Here is a 15,494-nt window from a genome sequence, read left to right as displayed (position 1 = left end):
CACCATGGCGCGCATGGAGCAGTCGCTGGGGCGTGTCGGCGGCATGATCAAGGCGCACCTCGCCCTCATGCTCGCCGAAATGGCGGCGCGCCTCGTCGATACGGCGAAGGCCGCGGTCGAAGCAGTGGGCGGCCTGGACGAGCTGGCCGAGCAGCTGGGGCTCACGACCAAGGGGCTACAGGCGCTGCAGTTCTCGGGTATTCAGAATGGCCTCAAGCTGGAGCAGCTGGAGACCGGCGCCGCCAAGTTCAGCCAGAAGATCGGCGAGGCGGCCAACGGTTCGAAGGAGATGATCGAGGCTCTCGATCATCTGGGCGTCAGAATACTCGACGTCGACAAGACCCTGCGGCCGACCGAGGACATCATGAGCGATGTCGCCCGGGCGATCCTGGCCATCGAAGACCCCGCCCGGCGCGCGTCGGCGTCAGTCGAGTTCTTCGGCAAGGCCGGGACACGGTTCCAACCCGTGCTGCAGGATATCGCCAAGGGTTTTGGCTTCATGGGGGAGGAAGCCCGGAAGGGCGGGGCCCTGGTCGACGAGCACGTGGTCAAGCGACTCGATCAGCTGTCCGATGCCTTCGAGCGCGGCAAGCTCCGCTCCCGGGCGTTCTTTGCCGAGATGGCGGTCGCGGTTCTCGACATGGCCGACAAGGCCGTCGATGCCTACCGCAAGATCCTGGCGCAGCAGGCCACGCGCAGTTCGGGGGGCGGCTACCAGTGGGAGCGTGACTTCCAGTCCTGGGTGGAGAACGCCGTGTCGAACATGGCGGGCGTAGGGGCGGGCGTCGTCGAAGTCTTCCGGGGAGCTGCCGAGCAGGTGGTAAAGCTCTGGATCGATGCCTTTAACCGCGTCCTCGCCGGCGCCGAGCAGGTGCTCAACAAGCTGAAGGAGTTCTCTACCTTTGGCCTGGGTGATGCGATCGCCCTCGGTCGGATCCCGGGAGGCGGTGCCAGCGCTAACGATTTTGTCGCCGGCGTCACGCAGGCAGCCGAGACGGCGCGCGCCGACACGCAGGCCTATTACGCCCGCCAGCGCAGTCCGGTTGGCAAAGCTTCCGATGGCACCGCCTGGGCGGTCGTCAACGATGGCCTGCCGGCGCAGGATGGCCCTCGGCCGGGCGTCTTCAATCCGCCGGTCAAACCCGGTGGCGGCGGCTCAGAAGATTCGGTCGACAAGCTGAAACGTCAGACTGAACTCGCGATGCAGTCGGCGCAGGCGCTCGCCGACGTCTCGGCCCAGGGCAGCCGGGCCGTTGCCGACCTCGAGCTCCGTTTCAAGGCAGTCAAGGAGGTCCAGGACGCCTACGCCAGCTCGGCGCACAAGGCGGGTCTCTCGGTCGAGGAGCTGACGAAGAGGATAGAAGATCAGCAGCGCGCCACCGAGCGCGCTAAAAACCTGAAAGACTTCAACATCGAGACCTCGACCCTGCAGAAGGCCAACGAGCTTCTGGCGGCCGAGAACCGTCTGATTGATCAGTCGTCCGAGACGCGCGCCGTCGTCATCGCCCAGATCAAGCTCAAGCAGGAACTCGAGCTAAAGGGCATTGGCGTCGCGACCGAGGCGGAACGGGCTGCCATTGCAGCGCGCGGGGAGGCGATCGCTCAGAACGAGAGGCTGAAAGGCCAGGCCGAGGAGCTGAAGCGCGCCAACGAACTCTGGACCGAGCCGCTGAAACAGGCGTTCCGCAACATCCAGACGGCCGGCGCCGATGCCTGGGACCGGATCCTGCAAAGCGGCCAGGTGTCGTTCCAGGCCCTGGGCGACATCTTCAAGACGACAATCCGGCGCATGGTGGCGGAGTTTTTGGCCCTCGCAACGATCCGGCCAGTGATGAGCGTCGTGGTCCAGGGCCTGGGCAGCCTCGGCGTGGTCTCGCCGACACTGGCCCAGCAAATGGGCTTCGGTTCGTCGGTGACTGGGAGTGGGAGCGGGAGCGCCGGAGGCGGGGGCATTGCCATGCCTTCGGCCGGCAGCATCGGTGGTGGCAGCTTCTGGAGCGGCCTTGGCTTGGGCGGAGTCGGTGACTGGCTCAACACTCCCTTTACCGGGCCCTATGCCGGAATATCGCCGTCGGCGATGCAGAGCGTGCCAACGCTATCGCCCAGCATGTGGAATCCGTCGACCTGGAGCATCACGCCTCTGCAGGGTATCGGCGCCGCCGCTGGTATCGGCATGGGCGCCTATCAGCTGGCGAACTCCAGGAGCACCGGCCAGACTATCGCCGGCATCGGCAGCATGGTCGGCGGCGCCGTGTCCCTGGTGCCCGGCCTGCAGCCGGTCGGCATGGCGATCTCGCTGCTGTCTCAGTTCGCACCCGCAATCTTCGGAGAGTCCAACACCCGGACGCACAGTTCGACGAACGCCTCGCTGCACTACGGCAACGGCAACTGGTACACGACCGGCGGTGCATATGGCCCAAACGCCAATAGCGGCCAGTCGGAAAGCGCGCTGCGCGGCCTGACGGGCGGCATCGATTCGGTGCTGGGCATCCTGGGCGGGGTGAAGGACCCATCGAAGGTCTGGGGGCTCAACGCCTCGTCCTGGACCGCCCAGGGCAAGGACTGGAGCTATACCAGCAACGCCACGCACCTCGTCGACCCGGAGACGGGCAGCCAGGAAGCCTGGCGGATGAACATGGACGACATGATGGACACCGGCGCCGCCCAGGTGGCGATCCGGTCGATCCTGTCCGGCGCCGTCGGCGAGATCTCGGCGACGATGAAGACCGCGCTGGAGTCCATGCGCGCCGCTTCCATGGGCATCAAGGAGACCGCCGAAAGCATCGTCTTCGTCGATGAAGTCTACGAACGCCTCGGCAAGGGCGCGCTGACCGTCCGGACGCAGTTCCGCGAGCTCGAGAAGCAGTTCGGCGACATGACCGACAAGGCGACCAGGCTCGGGCTCGCCCTGGCGCCGATCGAGGTCGAGCAGAAGAAAGCCACCGAACGGCTCGGCCAGGACTATGTCGACAATCTCATCGATCCGATCGCCGCCAGCCTGCGCGCGTGGGCAGACGAAAAACAGTCGATCCTGGCGAACATCGATTACATCAGCCAGCACACCGACGTGATCGTCGACCAGGCCCGCATCGCCGAGGCCCTGCTGCGCCGGGAAACCGCGCTGAAGGATCAGCTTTACAGCGGTGCGATCTCGCAGCTGGAGGACGCGATCCGGCGTCTCAGCCTGGGCGATCTCGCCAACCTCTCGCCCACTACCATGCTGACAGGCGTGCAGGCGGCCTATCAGGCCACCGTCGCGCAGGCCCGCTCTGGCGACAGCGGCGCCATCGCGCGCGTCGCGGCCGAAGGCACGACCTTCGCGCAGGCGGCCCAGTCCTACTATGCGAGCGGCCCGGACTACGAGACGCTGAAGCAGCAGATTCTCGATGACCTGCTCACCCTCCAGTCGCAGATCGCCGGCGGCGGTAGCACGACCGGCTCAGCGCTGAACGACAACAATGGCTCTGCGCAAGCGGCCGTCGCCCAGGTGGCCCAGCTTCAGTCCGTCGTCACCGAGCAGAGCCGGCAGATCGCAACGCTGATGGCAAAGCTCTCCGAGACCAACGACCTGCTGCTACGCCGCGTGGTGAACGGCTGAGAGGGACGGCCATATGGCCAGCACGATCTACCTGACGGGCTTCCCCGGTCCATCGGGCACGGTCGAATATCCCGCGCTGGCGCAGTTCCCGGTCGATGTCGGCGCCGATGCCATCGACCTGCAGTCGGCGAGGGGCCTGTCGTACCTGCTGCGGGCTGCACCACCTGATCCTGGTGGCAATATCGTGCTCTCCGATGGCGCGCCCTACCCCTCGGGCATGACCGATTGGCCGACGCCCTTCCAGGTCGAGTGGCCTGGTGCCCGCACCGTCATCTATCCGGCGGCCTCGCTGGGCCGCTCGACGGCGCCGGACGATACGCCGGCCAATACCTACGTGCCAGGCAAGCTGAACGGTCCGATCAACTACGGCATCAGCCTGTTCGACGGCATAGAACCCTCGCCCAGCGGCAAGGGCGGTGTCGGCGCGATCACCCTGATCGACCCGGACGGCGAGCTGGACGGGTTGACCCAGCTCGCCTGGGACGGCGCCAGCCTCGATATCCTGCGCGGCAACCCGCTGGCGGCGTTCTCGACCTTCGAGGTGGTGGGCCGGCTGACGACCAACGGCCTGCTCTACGACCAGCGCCGCAAGGAGATCAGGCTGCGCGACCTCGGCTGGCAACTGGCCGCCGCCGAACTGCACGGCCTGCGCTACGGCGGCACCGGCGGCGCCGATGGCGATGCCTCCATTGCCGGGCAGATGAAGCCCTATGCGGTGGGCCCGGTCTATAATTGCGAGCCGACGCAGGTCAGTGCCGCGCTGTTGATCTTCCAGCTGTCCTGCAGTTCGATCCTGGCGGTAGATGCTGTGCGGGATGGCGGCGCGCCTCTCGCGTTCGATGCCGACTATGCGGACTGGACGGCGCTGGCGGCCGCTGCGGTGCCCGCCTCAACATATGCCACCTGCCTGGCGCAGGGCCTGATCCGGCTGGGCTCGGCGGTGGTTTATACGCTGACCGTCGACCTCCGCGGCGACAACGACACCATCAACGGCCAGACCTATCCTTTTACGCGCGGCCAGGTCGCCCGACGCATCGCCACCGGGCGCGGCACCATCGTGCTCGGCGACGCCCAGATCGACTTTGCGGCGCTGAACTACATGGAGCAGGAGCAGGCCGGCGTCGTCGGTTTCTATTTCAAGGACGCAATCAGCAAGGCAGAGGCCCTGACCGAGGTCATGGCCGGATGCCTGGGCTGGTGGGCCGTACGCGCCAATGGCCTCCTCGCCCTGGGCTTTCTGGAAGAGCCGACACGTTCCCCGGCGCTGACCATCCAGTACCCCGAGGACTTCGGCTCCTCGGAGCCACAGATGATGCAGACCTACCAGGCGCCCCGTCGCGCAACCTATGTCGGCTGGCAGCGCAATTACACGCCGCAGGATCCCAGCCGGCTGGCCGGTTCCGTCGATGCGGCGGCGGCACTCCTCTACCGGGGCACCGAACGCTTTGCCAGCTCGTCCGACGGCTTCCAGGCCAGCCTCTGGCCCACGGCGGCCGCGGTCTATGTGAGCGGCGGCTTCTCGCAGGAGGCGGCGGCTAATGCCGAAGCGGCGCGGCAGCAGCGCGTCATGGGTGTCCGGCGCGAGCGGTGGCGCGTAACCGTGCCCTGCGATCCCTTCGCCAACCTGCTGGGCAAGGTGATCCAGATCTACGGCTTTACGCGCTACGGCTGGGCCGGCGCACGCAAGTTCATCTGTGTCGGCATGAGCTTCGCCTCGTCGAAGTCTGTCGCGCTCGATCTATGGGGATAGCGAATGGCGCACAGGATACTCGACCGCGTGCAGGAGACGACGACCAGCACCGGAACGGGAGGGCTCACGCTCGCGGGGGCCACGTCGAGGATGCTGTCCCTGTCCGGTGCCGGCTTCGCCAACGGCGATACCTTCTGGGGCTTGATCGAACACGCGACGGCCGCTGAGTGGGAGATCGCGCTCTGCACCTACGTCAGCGCCGGCGCCGGCAGCATCGCGCGCGCCGCCCCGCTCAAATCCAGCACCGGTGCCGCCGTGTCCTTCTCGGCCGGTACCAAGACGATCTCGTTGGTGGCGCCGGCGGCCGTGCTCACCCTCCTGGGCTCTCTCGAAGCGGTCGCCGCGCCGACCATTTCCGGAGGCGCGCTCACCGTCGATCTTCTGCTGGGCACCGTGCACAAGGTCGCGCTCAATGCCGACGTGACGGGCGTCACCATAGCCAACGCGCTGCCAGGCTTCGCCTCGGGCTTCACGGTGGAGTTTACCGCGGACGGCACTGCCCGCACCGTGACGATGCCCGGCAACGTCACCGCCTTGAACGGCACCTACGCGCCGTCCAGCACCAACGGCACACGCGATCTGCTCAACTTCGTGACCTTCGACGGCGGCACGACGTGGCTGATGTCGATCGTCGCGCAGAATTACTAGGCGAGGGGCCACGATGAGTTCGATTGCCCGCCGCCTCGGCGTCATGGGGCAGGTGGATGCGGACGTACTGTCGTGGCGCGACACCATCGTCGCCGCCGGCGGCAGTATCTCCATCGCGATCCTTTCCATCGCGTCGCGCTTCGTGGCGGACGAGAAGGCGAGTGGCGCGTGGCCGCTGACCGACGACTACTGGCCGTTCTGGGGCGAGAACCTGATCCAGGCGACCGTGTCGCTCAAGCAGTGGCGCACTGTGACACTGGTCAACGCACCGGTCTTCACGGCACGCCGGCATTTTGCGACCGACGGCACATCCAGATATCTCAACACCGGATTCATTCCCTCTACGCACAAGATCGCGGCCAGCACGCACAATTTTCGTCTCGCGGTCTATCTGCGCGACAATCTGTCGGGCAACACGTACGCGGCAGGTGCCGTCTCAAGCTCGAACAGAAACCTCCGCGTGCGTCCGCGCAATGGCAGCGTGGCCTATCTCGACGCCAACTCCTCTTCCGGCACCTACACGCTCCCCGCGGCGACCAGCGCGGGCTACACGGCCGGCTCGCGTGATGCAGCGTCGGGTGCCAACAGCTATGGCTACAAGAACGGGGTGGCCATGGTGCAGACCGTCGCTCCGACGGTGTTCGGCTCGGCAAGTCTGCCCGTCGTCCCGATCTTTGCCGGCGGATACAACAACGCAGGCGTCTTTACGGCTCCCCGCGCCACGTCGATCGGCTTCATGACCGTGGGCGCCACCCTCAGCGCGGCTCAGGAGCTGGCCCAGTACAACGCCGTGCAGGCGTGGGCCACCGCCGTGGGAGCAAACGTCTGATGCCAGTGTTCATCGTCCTCACCGCCGACGAGGCGGCCCATGTCCGTGGTCCGGCGTTGCCACCTTATGCGCTGGAGCCCATTGAGCGGCTGGGCGGCGTCTTCATTCTCCCGGCTGGCGTGCTGGCCCATCCGGCCTATGCGATGCACGCCGAGTTCCTGGCCGCACTTCCGCGACTGGACAGCGCCGATCCGTCGTTCCCGGCCGCGCTGGATCCCGTCGACGCCTAACGCGGCCCATGACCTTGCCATATCCCTACGGTGCGCTTCCGGTCGCCGTGGCGCCCTATGCCATGCCCACCGGCAGGGCCGAGCACCTCCTGCTTTTGTCGCCGCGCTACAGCGATCTCGCCACGCTGGTGGCCAGCAGCGCGGTGACGACGCTACCGGTGTCCAATCTGCAGAGCCCGGAGCCCTCGAAGAAGTGGCGTTCGACCTCGACTACCGGGCAATACATCGACATCACCCTGGCGTCGGGCCTGGGCTGCAACGCGGCCGCCCTCGTCGGCCATAATCTGAGCGGCGCCGGCCTGTGGCGGGTGAGGGGATACGCATCGCTCGCCGATGTCGGGGTCACGGCGGCCTCGGATACTGGCTGGCAGAGCGTGTGGGCGGGTGGCGTGAAGCCCACGGACGCCGCCTGGGCGCACCATCTTGCCCTGGTTCGCTGGACTTCGATCGGGGATCATCGCTGGTGGCGTATCGAGTTCGCCGATCCTGCGCCGACCACGACCTGGCTCGAAGCCGGGCGGCTCGTGCTGGGTGTTGCCTTTCAGCCCTCGCTCAACTGCGATTTTAGCGGCGCGGTCGGCTGGATGCCGGACGATGTCCAGGAGCCGACGCCCTACGGGCAAACCTTCACCGACCCCCGGCCCTATCGGAAGCGGCGCTTCGTGCTGCCCTTTGGTGCCATGGATCAGGACGAGGCGCACGAGGGCGCGATGCAGTTCGCCCGGCTGCATGGGCTCGCGGGCGATCTGATCTGCTGCCTCGACCCTGGGGAACTGGCCCGCTTCCATACCTGGTCGATGCAGGGCCTGCTGATACAGGGCAGCCATGATTTCACCCCACGGCCGCTGTTCCTGAACGGCCGGATGATGTGGGGATTTACCTTCACTCTCCTCGAAAAACTCTGAGGCACCGATGTTTGCCGATTCAGTCATGGAGTCCTCGTCGACCACGGGGACCGGCAGCTACACGCTTGTCGGCGCCGTGGGCTACTCGCGCACTTTCGCGCAGGATTTTGCCAACGGCGACACGGTTGCCTACTTCGTTTCGAACCTCGCCAAGACCAGGTGGGAGTTCTGCACCGGGACGCTCACCATCGGGCCACCACGCACGCTCACGCGCACGGTCAGGAAGAGCAGCAACGCGGGTGCGGCGATCGATTGGCAGGCGTCCGACGTCTACTACGTCTTCTCGATCGCCTCGGCCGACGTATTGTCGGGGCTGATCGCGGGCAACCTGGGTGCAACCCGCCCGTGGTGGGTCCGCACCGGCTCGCGCTGGTGGGACCATGCCGCCGGCCTTGCCGTCTCGTGGATCGACCGGCTGGCCACCGGCGCCGCCACCAACACCCGCATCGGCGTCTACGATGCCGTCAAGGATGCGTATTTTCCCGATGCACGCCGGCCGTGGACCGCTATCGGTGCTGCGAACAAGACAATCGCCGCAGCCGACATCAGCGGCATTTTCACCCAGAACAATGCCGCCGCCGATCGCACCTTCACGCTGCTGGCGCACGACGCCACCGGTGTGGGACACGGCTTCAAGGTCGGTGGCCTCGGCCTTAGCTCCGGTCAGTATGGCATCGTGCTGACCCCGGCAGCCGGCGACGGGATCGACGGGGGCGCCGATGCCGCGGTGAAGAGGATCCCGGGTGGTGTCCGTTTCGACGTGGAATGGGATGAGCCTGGCGACACCTGGCGCGTTTCCTACCTCAACTCAGTGCCTGAACCGCGCACCGGCCGGCGCCAGACTGTCGCCGCAGGCCCGGTCTCGAGCGCGGGGCTGCCGACGTTCCTGCCCTCGACCAACGGTGCACTCAGCCTGACGATGCAGAATGTGACTGCCACGGCACGCTTCGTCGCGACGGCGGCCAACGGCTGGGACTGGCAGGGGCGGCCGAACGATCGCGTCGGCGTCAGCCTGGCGAACCTCCAATGGACCGGTCTCACGGCCAGTCGCACGGCCGCGACGCCGAACTTCCTCTATGTGGCCGTCGGCGCCGATGGCGCGCTGACGCCCGGCAGCACCATCCTCGCGCCGGTCTACCAGGAGGGCGGCACCCCCGGCACAGCCAACGGCCAGTTCACTTTCAACATCGGCGAGATGAAGGGCTATCTCGGCAACGGCAGCTCGGCGGCGGAGGCCTTCGTCGTCATGGTCGGCGAGGCCGCCACGGACGGCAGTGGCGTGATCAGCACCGTGGCCTATGCCTACAACGCCCGCTTCGTCTCGGCCTTCACCACAACGCTTCCGACAGCCGCCACATTCACCTCGGCGAACCACAACCTCGGCATCAAGCCGAACGTGGCAAAGTTCATCGTCGAGAACGTCACGCCGGAGCATGGCTACTCTGCCGGCGACCAGATCACCGAGGGGCACGCTTCGGCCTACAGTACGCTCTATATCCCGATGCCCGTCGTGACGACTTCGAAGCTCATCGGCATTCAGCTGGGCCAGAGCGCTGGCTATGTCGTGACCATCCGCACCTCTGGCGTCACCACCGCGTCCGTGACCGCTGGAAGCTGGAAATACGCCTTCGTCGCCGATCGCGGCTGGGGCTGATCGATGTCGCTCAGTCCTGAGACGCGGCCAGGTACGCACCAAAGGAGCGGAGAATCATGACGTTGGAAGAGCGCGACCGGCTGGTGAAGGTCGAGCAGATCGTGGCCGGCCAGCAGGAGTCCCTGAGGTCCATCGAGCGCAAGCTCGATCACCTCATGAGCATTGCCGACATGGGCAAGGGCGCCTTGTGGCTGTCGCTCAAGGTCGGCGGTGTCATGGCAATGGCGGTCGCGGGGCTCTGGGCGCTGTTCGACAAGCTGCACAAGATCGGAGGCACACCATGAGCGACGCAATCGACAATCTCATCACGGACGTGATCCGCCGTGAGGCAGGCTACTCGAACCATCCAAACGACCGAGGCGGTCCGACGAAGTACGGCATCACCCAGGCTACCCTCTCGTCATGGCGTGGCTATGCCGTGCCCCCGGCCGAGGTGGAGACACTGACGATCCCGGAGGCGAGGCAGATCTACCGCGCCGTGTTCTTCCGGGGCCTGGAGGGTGTGACGGATCCCATGGTGCTCGAGTTCCTGTTTGACTATTCGGCGAACAGCGGTTCCGGCCGCGCGGTCAAGGCACTGATGGTTGTGCTGGGGGCGCAGAAGTTGGGCATGGTCGACCAGTCCACGCTGTTCTGGCCGCTGATCTGTGAGCGCCTGGACAACTTCCTCCGCATCGTCGGCAATGACCATTCCCAGGCAGTCTTCGCGACGGGTTGGGCCAATCGCATCACCGAGTGGTGGCGGCCAACGGGCACGCCGGTCGCGGGGTTCTCACAGCTCACGCCCGCTGACGCCGACGGCATCCTCGTCAGGGGCGAGAAGGGCCGTGCCATCAAGAAGCTGCAGGCCGCTATTGGTGTCGTCGCTGACGGCGACTTTGGGCCCGCCACCGAGCGGGCCGTCATCGCCTTCCAGAAGGCAAGAGGATTGACGGCGGATGGAGTTGCTGGCCCGAAGACCCTCGCCGCGCTCGGCATCACCCTGGAGGCTGCATGATACCTCTTGTTCCCCTGCTGCTGGGCATTGCGCCTACGGTTGCCAGCTGGATCCTGGGCGACAAGACCGGCGGCGCGGTCGAGAAGGTGACCGGCATCGCCCGCGAGATCCTCGGCACCGATGACCCCTCGGGCATCGAGGCTGCGATCGCGCGTGATCCCAACACGGCCCTGCAGTTCAAGACTGCGCTGATCCAGGCTGAGGCCGATGCCCGGCGGCTCGAGCATGAGGCCATCCTGGCCCAGATCCGCGACGTGCAGAGTGCCCGAGAGCAGACGGTACGCCTGGCCGAAGCAAAGAGCCCGATCGCCTACGGCGCCGTCTTGGTGTCGGCCATCGTGTTGGTGGGCTTCGCCGTTATGCTGTGGCTGGTTATTAGGGAAGAGGTGCCGGTCAACCAGCGCGATATGGTCACGCTACTGCTGGGCACGCTCGCTGGCATGGCCTCGAGTGTCGTTGCGTACTGGGTCGGCTCGTCCAACGGTTCGATGCAGAAGAATGCCGCGCTGGAGAAAGCGCTGGCACAGAAATGACCATGTGAATGGCAGTTGCTCTCCATAACTGCTGCAGTGCTCGCGTCGCATCTGCCGGGATTTGTCGTATTGGGGAACCTTCAGTGGATCCATTCGTTGATCGTCGCGGTGGGAGTGCACGTCGAAGCACTCTGCGGCCATAGGTTGTCGCCATCTGCCCTTTGAGACTCAGAGGAGCTCTCCATGACTGAAAGCAAGACGCTGCAAACTACCGACAATCAAGCCGCACAACCGAAACTTGGACAGGTGCGGCAGGCGGAAGAGAGCCAAGCGAGTGCCGCGGCTCAGCCAGTGCAGCGCCCGGCGGCTGGAAGGAAGCCACTCTTCCGCAACTGAGCCAAGCGTCGCTTGCGGCTAGACTATCGGAAGCAATTCGGGGAAACACCAGTTAACGCAGGTGGTCGCGATGTTGATTGAAAGCATGACGCGCCAGGCGAGCATAGAGCTCCTGAAACGCGCGCGCGTGGCCCGTCTGGGTTACGTCCACGATGGCCAACCCTACATTGTGCCAATGCTGTTCGCCTACAATGTCGACTATCTCTACAGTTTTTCTACCGAGGGCCAGAAGATCGCCTGGATGCGAGCAGATCCTAGGGTCTGCGTCGAAGTGGACGATCTGGTGACGAGTCAGGAATGGGAAACCGTCATCGTTCTCGGGCGGTTTGAAGAGCTTCCGCCTACAGAAGAAAATGAGACGTTGATTTCCTACGCTCACGCCCTGATCCAAAGACGCCCGGTGTGGTGGGAGCCCGGCTTTGTGAAGACCATCGTGGACGGCAAGGAGCGCCCGCTCGAAACTCTGTATTTTCGCATCCGCATTGACCAGATCAGTGGCCGTCGCGGAACGCCAGGGTAAGAATCTACGAATCAAAGGTTGCGACTGCAGGCAGCCGAGGCCGCGCACTGACCAATCTGTCCTTGCTCAAGAAGCCATCCGGCCATGCAATCGGTGTGACGATGCAGGTCACGCTTGATGATATTCGATAATTGAAGAGCTCGCCGTTCTCTTGCGGCGCGGCTTTCCGGCATGGGTCCTGGGCGCGCCGACCTCCGAGCGACGCAATAGCGGACCGCGACGGCGACCTCACTGCGAAGACGGTGCAGGTTCAATCGCTGCAAAAAGTGCAGGCCGCGCGACGCTCGTAGAGATGGCGCCGGCCGGGACGTTGCCGGCGCAGGACGGTCAATTGATGTCGCAGGGCGACGAGTTCGAGCTCCAGGGTGAGGCGACTAAGCACGGCGGCGCCGTCGCGAACTTGGCTGCGATTGACGGAGCTATTCCAGGTCGCGCCGCCATGTAGCAGCTGATTACGCAGCACGTACAAGCGGTCAAGGATCTTGATCCGGGCGTTTGATGACCTAGTCATCTGACGAATCAGAGTACCGATGGCAGGGTCCATTTTGGGCCTTCCCAGCCGCCTAGTCCTTGGCCTCCTCGTCAAACAACAGCTTGGACACGTACTCATACGGGGACAACTCTCTTGCGATAGGGACCAGCGGCGAGCCACCCTCCACAGGATCGACGGAGTTCCAAAATCGGACACATACATGAGCGAGTCAGGACACGAATCTCCATACTGGAGTCGGGACGCAGCCGAGTTGGCGTCATCCCTCCAGTCTGGGCCCGACGGTCTTGCATCCGATCGAGCTGCAACGCAGCTTGCGCTTGTTGGCCCCAACAGCATTGAAGATGCGCCGCGCCTAAGCGCAATTCGGTTGCTGCTTCGCCAGTTCGAAAGCCCACTCGTCCTCATCCTGGCATTCGCCGCCGTAATCTCGCTAGTGCTGCAGCAATGGGTGGACGCGGCCATCATCCTAGCAATCGTCCTTGGCAGTTCACTCCTCAGCTTCTTTCAGGAATACAGAGCCTCCACGGCGGTCGAAGAACTCAAGAAGCGCCTCGCGCTGACGTGCCGCGTAGTCCGGGACGGTGTGGAGCGGGCAGTTCCGGTCCGCACGATCGTGCCCGGCGACCACATTCTTCTCTCTGCTGGAAACCTGATCCCGGCCGATGGCCTGGTTATCGAGGCGCAGGACTTCCTTGTCAGCGAGGCCAGTATGACTGGCGAGTCCTTTCCAGTCGAAAAGCGGCCCGGGATTATCTCGCCCGATGCGCCCATCGCGGCCCGGACCAATGGGGTCTTTCTCGGCGCATCGGTTCGCAGCGGCACCGGGAGAATCCTCGTCGTGAAGACGGGCCGCCGGACCGAGTTCGGTGCTATTGCGGCGCAGCTGAGAGCACGCCCGCCCGAGACCGATTTCGCGCGCGGCGTGCGGCAGTTCGGCTATCTGCTCATTCGCGTGATGGTGGTCATCGTGCTGTTCGTGCTGACGGCGAACCTGCTTCTCGGCCGCCCCGTAGTTGAGTCGCTGCTTTTCGCCGTGGCGTTAGCGGTAGGGCTGTCGCCGGAACTGTTGCCCGCGATCATCAGCGTGACCCTTTCTGCGGGTGCGCGGGCCATGAGCAAGCGCGGCGTCATCGTCCGCCGGCTCGATGCCATTGAGAACCTTGGCAGCATGGACATACTGTGCACCGACAAGACGGGCACGCTCACCGAAGGGACCATCATACTGAGCGACGTCCTCGATGCTGAAAACCGGCCTTCGAATGAGGTACGACGGCTGGCGTTTCTCAACGCAGCGTTCGAGACTGGTATCGAGAATCCGCTCGACGCTGCAATCGTGACCGCAGGCGAGAGCACCGGGCTGACAACGCGAGGCTTCTCCAAGTTCGACGAAATTCCCTACGACTTCCTGCGACGTCGGCTCACCATCGTAGTTGCCAAGGACGACGCGCCCTCGCAACATCACGTTATCACCAAGGGTGCGTTCTCCAACGTGCTCGACATCTGCTCGTTGCTTGACCGCGATGGCGTCGAAGCTCCGCTGGATGCCGCGGGGCGAGCAGAACTAGAGGCGGTCTTCAAGGCCAAGGGCGCTGAAGGATTTCGTGTTCTGGCCGTTGCCACCCGCAAGGTGGCCGCGAAGGCAGACTACGACCGCGACGACGAACGGGAAATGACCTTTCGGGGCTTTCTCGTCTTTTACGACCCACCCAAGGTGGACGCACAACGCACGATAAGCGACCTCAACCGTCTCGGAATCAGCATCAAGGTGATCAGCGGCGACAATCGCTATGTGACGGCGCACATGGCGGCGGCGGTTGGCCTCGACGCCAAAGCGATGCTCACTGGAGAAGAGCTGGCGACGCTCAAGGACGAGGCCTTATGGCATCTCGCACCGCGCACCGATCTTTTCGTCGAGATCGATCCGCAGCAAAAGGAGAGGATTGTCCGTGCCCTGCAGCGGACTGGCCACTCGGTCGGCTATCTCGGCGATGGTATCAACGATGCGCCGGCCTTACATGCGGCCGATGTCGGCATTTCCGTCGAGGAGGCTGTGGATGTCGCCCGCGAGAGTGCCGACATCATTCTCCTGAGCCGCGACCTGGATGTGCTGCGCTCAGGCGTGGAAGATGGCCGCCGGACTTTCGCCAATACGCTAAAGTACATCTCGATCACCACCAGCGCTAACTTTGGCAACATGGTGAGCATGGCCCTGGCAACGCCTCTGTTGGTGTTCCTGCCTCTTGTCGCCAAGCAGATCCTGCTGAACAACTTTCTCTCCGATCTGCCTTCGATCGCGATCTCCAGCGACAATGTCGATCCGGATCGGGTTTCACGGCCGCAGCGATGGAACATCAAGGACATCCAGAAGTTCATGGTCGTCTTCGGTCTGATCAGCTCGGTCTTCGATCTGTTGACCTTTGCCATTCTGCTGCTGGGATTCCATGCAAACGAAGCGACCTTTCAAACTTCGTGGTTCATGATTTCACTTCTGACAGAACTTGCGGTCGTCCTCGTCCTGCGAACCCACAAGCCGGCCTTTCGCAGCAACCCCAGCCGATTGCTATTGTGGTCAACGCTGGCGGTGGCCACCGTGACCTTCACAATCCCGTTCCTCGGGCCCCTGAGTTCAACCTTCGGCTTTGTGCCTCTCTCGGCGCTTCAGATGGGGACCATCATCGCAATTGTCATTGGCTACATTGCAGCTACGGAAGTGGCGAAAGCATGGTTCTATCGGGAGAGAGCCACGCGAGAGCCCGGCATTGCGGCGCGCGCGCCCTGATCGCCCAGTGTCTCCGCCGAATGCTCCATCCGTGCCGGTATGACGGATGACATCAGCTAAGCTGATCTCCGATGATCGATTTCCTGAGCCTGGTCCTCCACGTCGAGGTATCGCCAATCAAGACGCGGGTGTCGTCGGTCGGGCGAACACTTTGACCATACGCCCCCCGGAAGGCCGCGCCGTGCTCTTCGAGCGCTCTTGCTGTTGCTCGGGACGCTCGCT

General features: G+C 64.5%; 14 protein-coding genes. 13 read left to right on the top strand and 1 reads right to left on the bottom strand.

The window, feature by feature from the left end; genetic code table 11:
• Positions 1-79 precede the first annotated feature (79 nt).
• The 12 genes from ACP15H_RS19595 (at position 80) to ACP15H_RS19540 (ending at position 12,000) form a co-directional block, all read left to right on the top strand.
• Positions 80-3,598, top strand: a complete 3,519-nt coding sequence (locus ACP15H_RS19595; RefSeq protein WP_425067828.1) for a hypothetical protein — start codon at positions 80-82, stop codon at positions 3,596-3,598.
• A gap of 13 nt (positions 3,599-3,611) precedes the next feature.
• Positions 3,612-5,348 (top strand): hypothetical protein, encoded by a 1,737-nt coding sequence (locus ACP15H_RS19590; RefSeq protein WP_425067827.1) that lies wholly within the window; start codon positions 3,612-3,614, stop codon positions 5,346-5,348.
• A 3-nt stretch (positions 5,349-5,351) separates the two neighbouring features.
• The gene (locus ACP15H_RS19585) at positions 5,352-5,996 is read left to right on the top strand and encodes a hypothetical protein (RefSeq protein WP_425067826.1); all 645 of its coding nucleotides are present in this window, start codon (positions 5,352-5,354) and stop codon (positions 5,994-5,996) included.
• A 13-nt stretch (positions 5,997-6,009) separates the two neighbouring features.
• Positions 6,010-6,825, top strand: a complete 816-nt coding sequence (locus ACP15H_RS19580; protein WP_425067825.1) for a hypothetical protein — start codon at positions 6,010-6,012, stop codon at positions 6,823-6,825.
• Complete coding sequence (locus tag ACP15H_RS19575) at positions 6,825-7,055, top strand: hypothetical protein (protein ID WP_425067824.1); 231 nt, start codon at positions 6,825-6,827, stop codon at positions 7,053-7,055. Before ACP15H_RS19580 ends, ACP15H_RS19575 begins: the two co-directional genes overlap by 1 nt.
• Before the next feature lie 8 nt (positions 7,056-7,063).
• Positions 7,064-7,960, top strand: coding sequence for a hypothetical protein (locus ACP15H_RS19570; RefSeq protein ID WP_425067823.1), 897 nt, complete (start codon positions 7,064-7,066; stop codon positions 7,958-7,960).
• 7 nt (positions 7,961-7,967) lie between these two features.
• The gene (locus ACP15H_RS19565) at positions 7,968-9,614 is read left to right on the top strand and encodes a hypothetical protein (RefSeq protein WP_425067822.1); all 1,647 of its coding nucleotides are present in this window, start codon (positions 7,968-7,970) and stop codon (positions 9,612-9,614) included.
• Positions 9,615-9,670: 56 nt separating this feature from the next.
• On the top strand, positions 9,671-9,898 hold the full coding sequence (locus ACP15H_RS19560) for a hypothetical protein (protein ID WP_425067821.1): 228 nt from the start codon (positions 9,671-9,673) through the stop codon (positions 9,896-9,898).
• Entirely contained in the window at positions 9,895-10,611 is a 717-nt protein-coding gene (locus tag ACP15H_RS19555) for a glycosyl hydrolase 108 family protein (protein ID WP_425067820.1), read from the top strand. The genes ACP15H_RS19560 and ACP15H_RS19555 overlap by 4 nt, the downstream gene beginning before the upstream one ends.
• On the top strand, positions 10,608-11,144 hold the full coding sequence (locus tag ACP15H_RS19550; RefSeq protein WP_425067819.1) for a hypothetical protein: 537 nt from the start codon (positions 10,608-10,610) through the stop codon (positions 11,142-11,144). The genes ACP15H_RS19555 and ACP15H_RS19550 overlap by 4 nt, the downstream gene beginning before the upstream one ends.
• Before the next feature lie 183 nt (positions 11,145-11,327).
• On the top strand, positions 11,328-11,480 hold the full coding sequence (locus ACP15H_RS19545) for a hypothetical protein (RefSeq protein WP_425067818.1): 153 nt from the start codon (positions 11,328-11,330) through the stop codon (positions 11,478-11,480).
• 70 nt (positions 11,481-11,550) lie between these two features.
• Complete coding sequence (locus ACP15H_RS19540; RefSeq protein WP_425067817.1) at positions 11,551-12,000, top strand: pyridoxamine 5'-phosphate oxidase family protein; 450 nt, start codon at positions 11,551-11,553, stop codon at positions 11,998-12,000.
• A gap of 250 nt (positions 12,001-12,250) precedes the next feature.
• Here the strand turns inward: ACP15H_RS19540 and ACP15H_RS19535 are convergent, their stop codons facing one another.
• Positions 12,251-12,544 carry a hypothetical protein gene (locus tag ACP15H_RS19535; protein WP_425067816.1) on the bottom strand — a complete coding sequence of 98 codons (294 nt, stop codon included), beginning with the start codon at positions 12,542-12,544 and terminating at the stop codon, positions 12,251-12,253.
• A gap of 148 nt (positions 12,545-12,692) precedes the next feature.
• Here ACP15H_RS19535 and mgtA point away from each other — a divergent pair, with 148 nt between their 5' ends.
• Positions 12,693-15,272, top strand: a complete 2,580-nt coding sequence (gene mgtA, locus ACP15H_RS19530) for a magnesium-translocating P-type ATPase (protein ID WP_425067815.1) — start codon at positions 12,693-12,695, stop codon at positions 15,270-15,272.
• The last annotated feature ends 222 nt before the right edge of the window (positions 15,273-15,494 follow it).

The organism is Reyranella sp. (assembly GCF_965249915.1).
Lineage (GTDB): Bacteria > Pseudomonadota > Alphaproteobacteria > Reyranellales > Reyranellaceae > Reyranella.
This window is presented reverse-complemented; position numbering and strand designations above follow the sequence as displayed.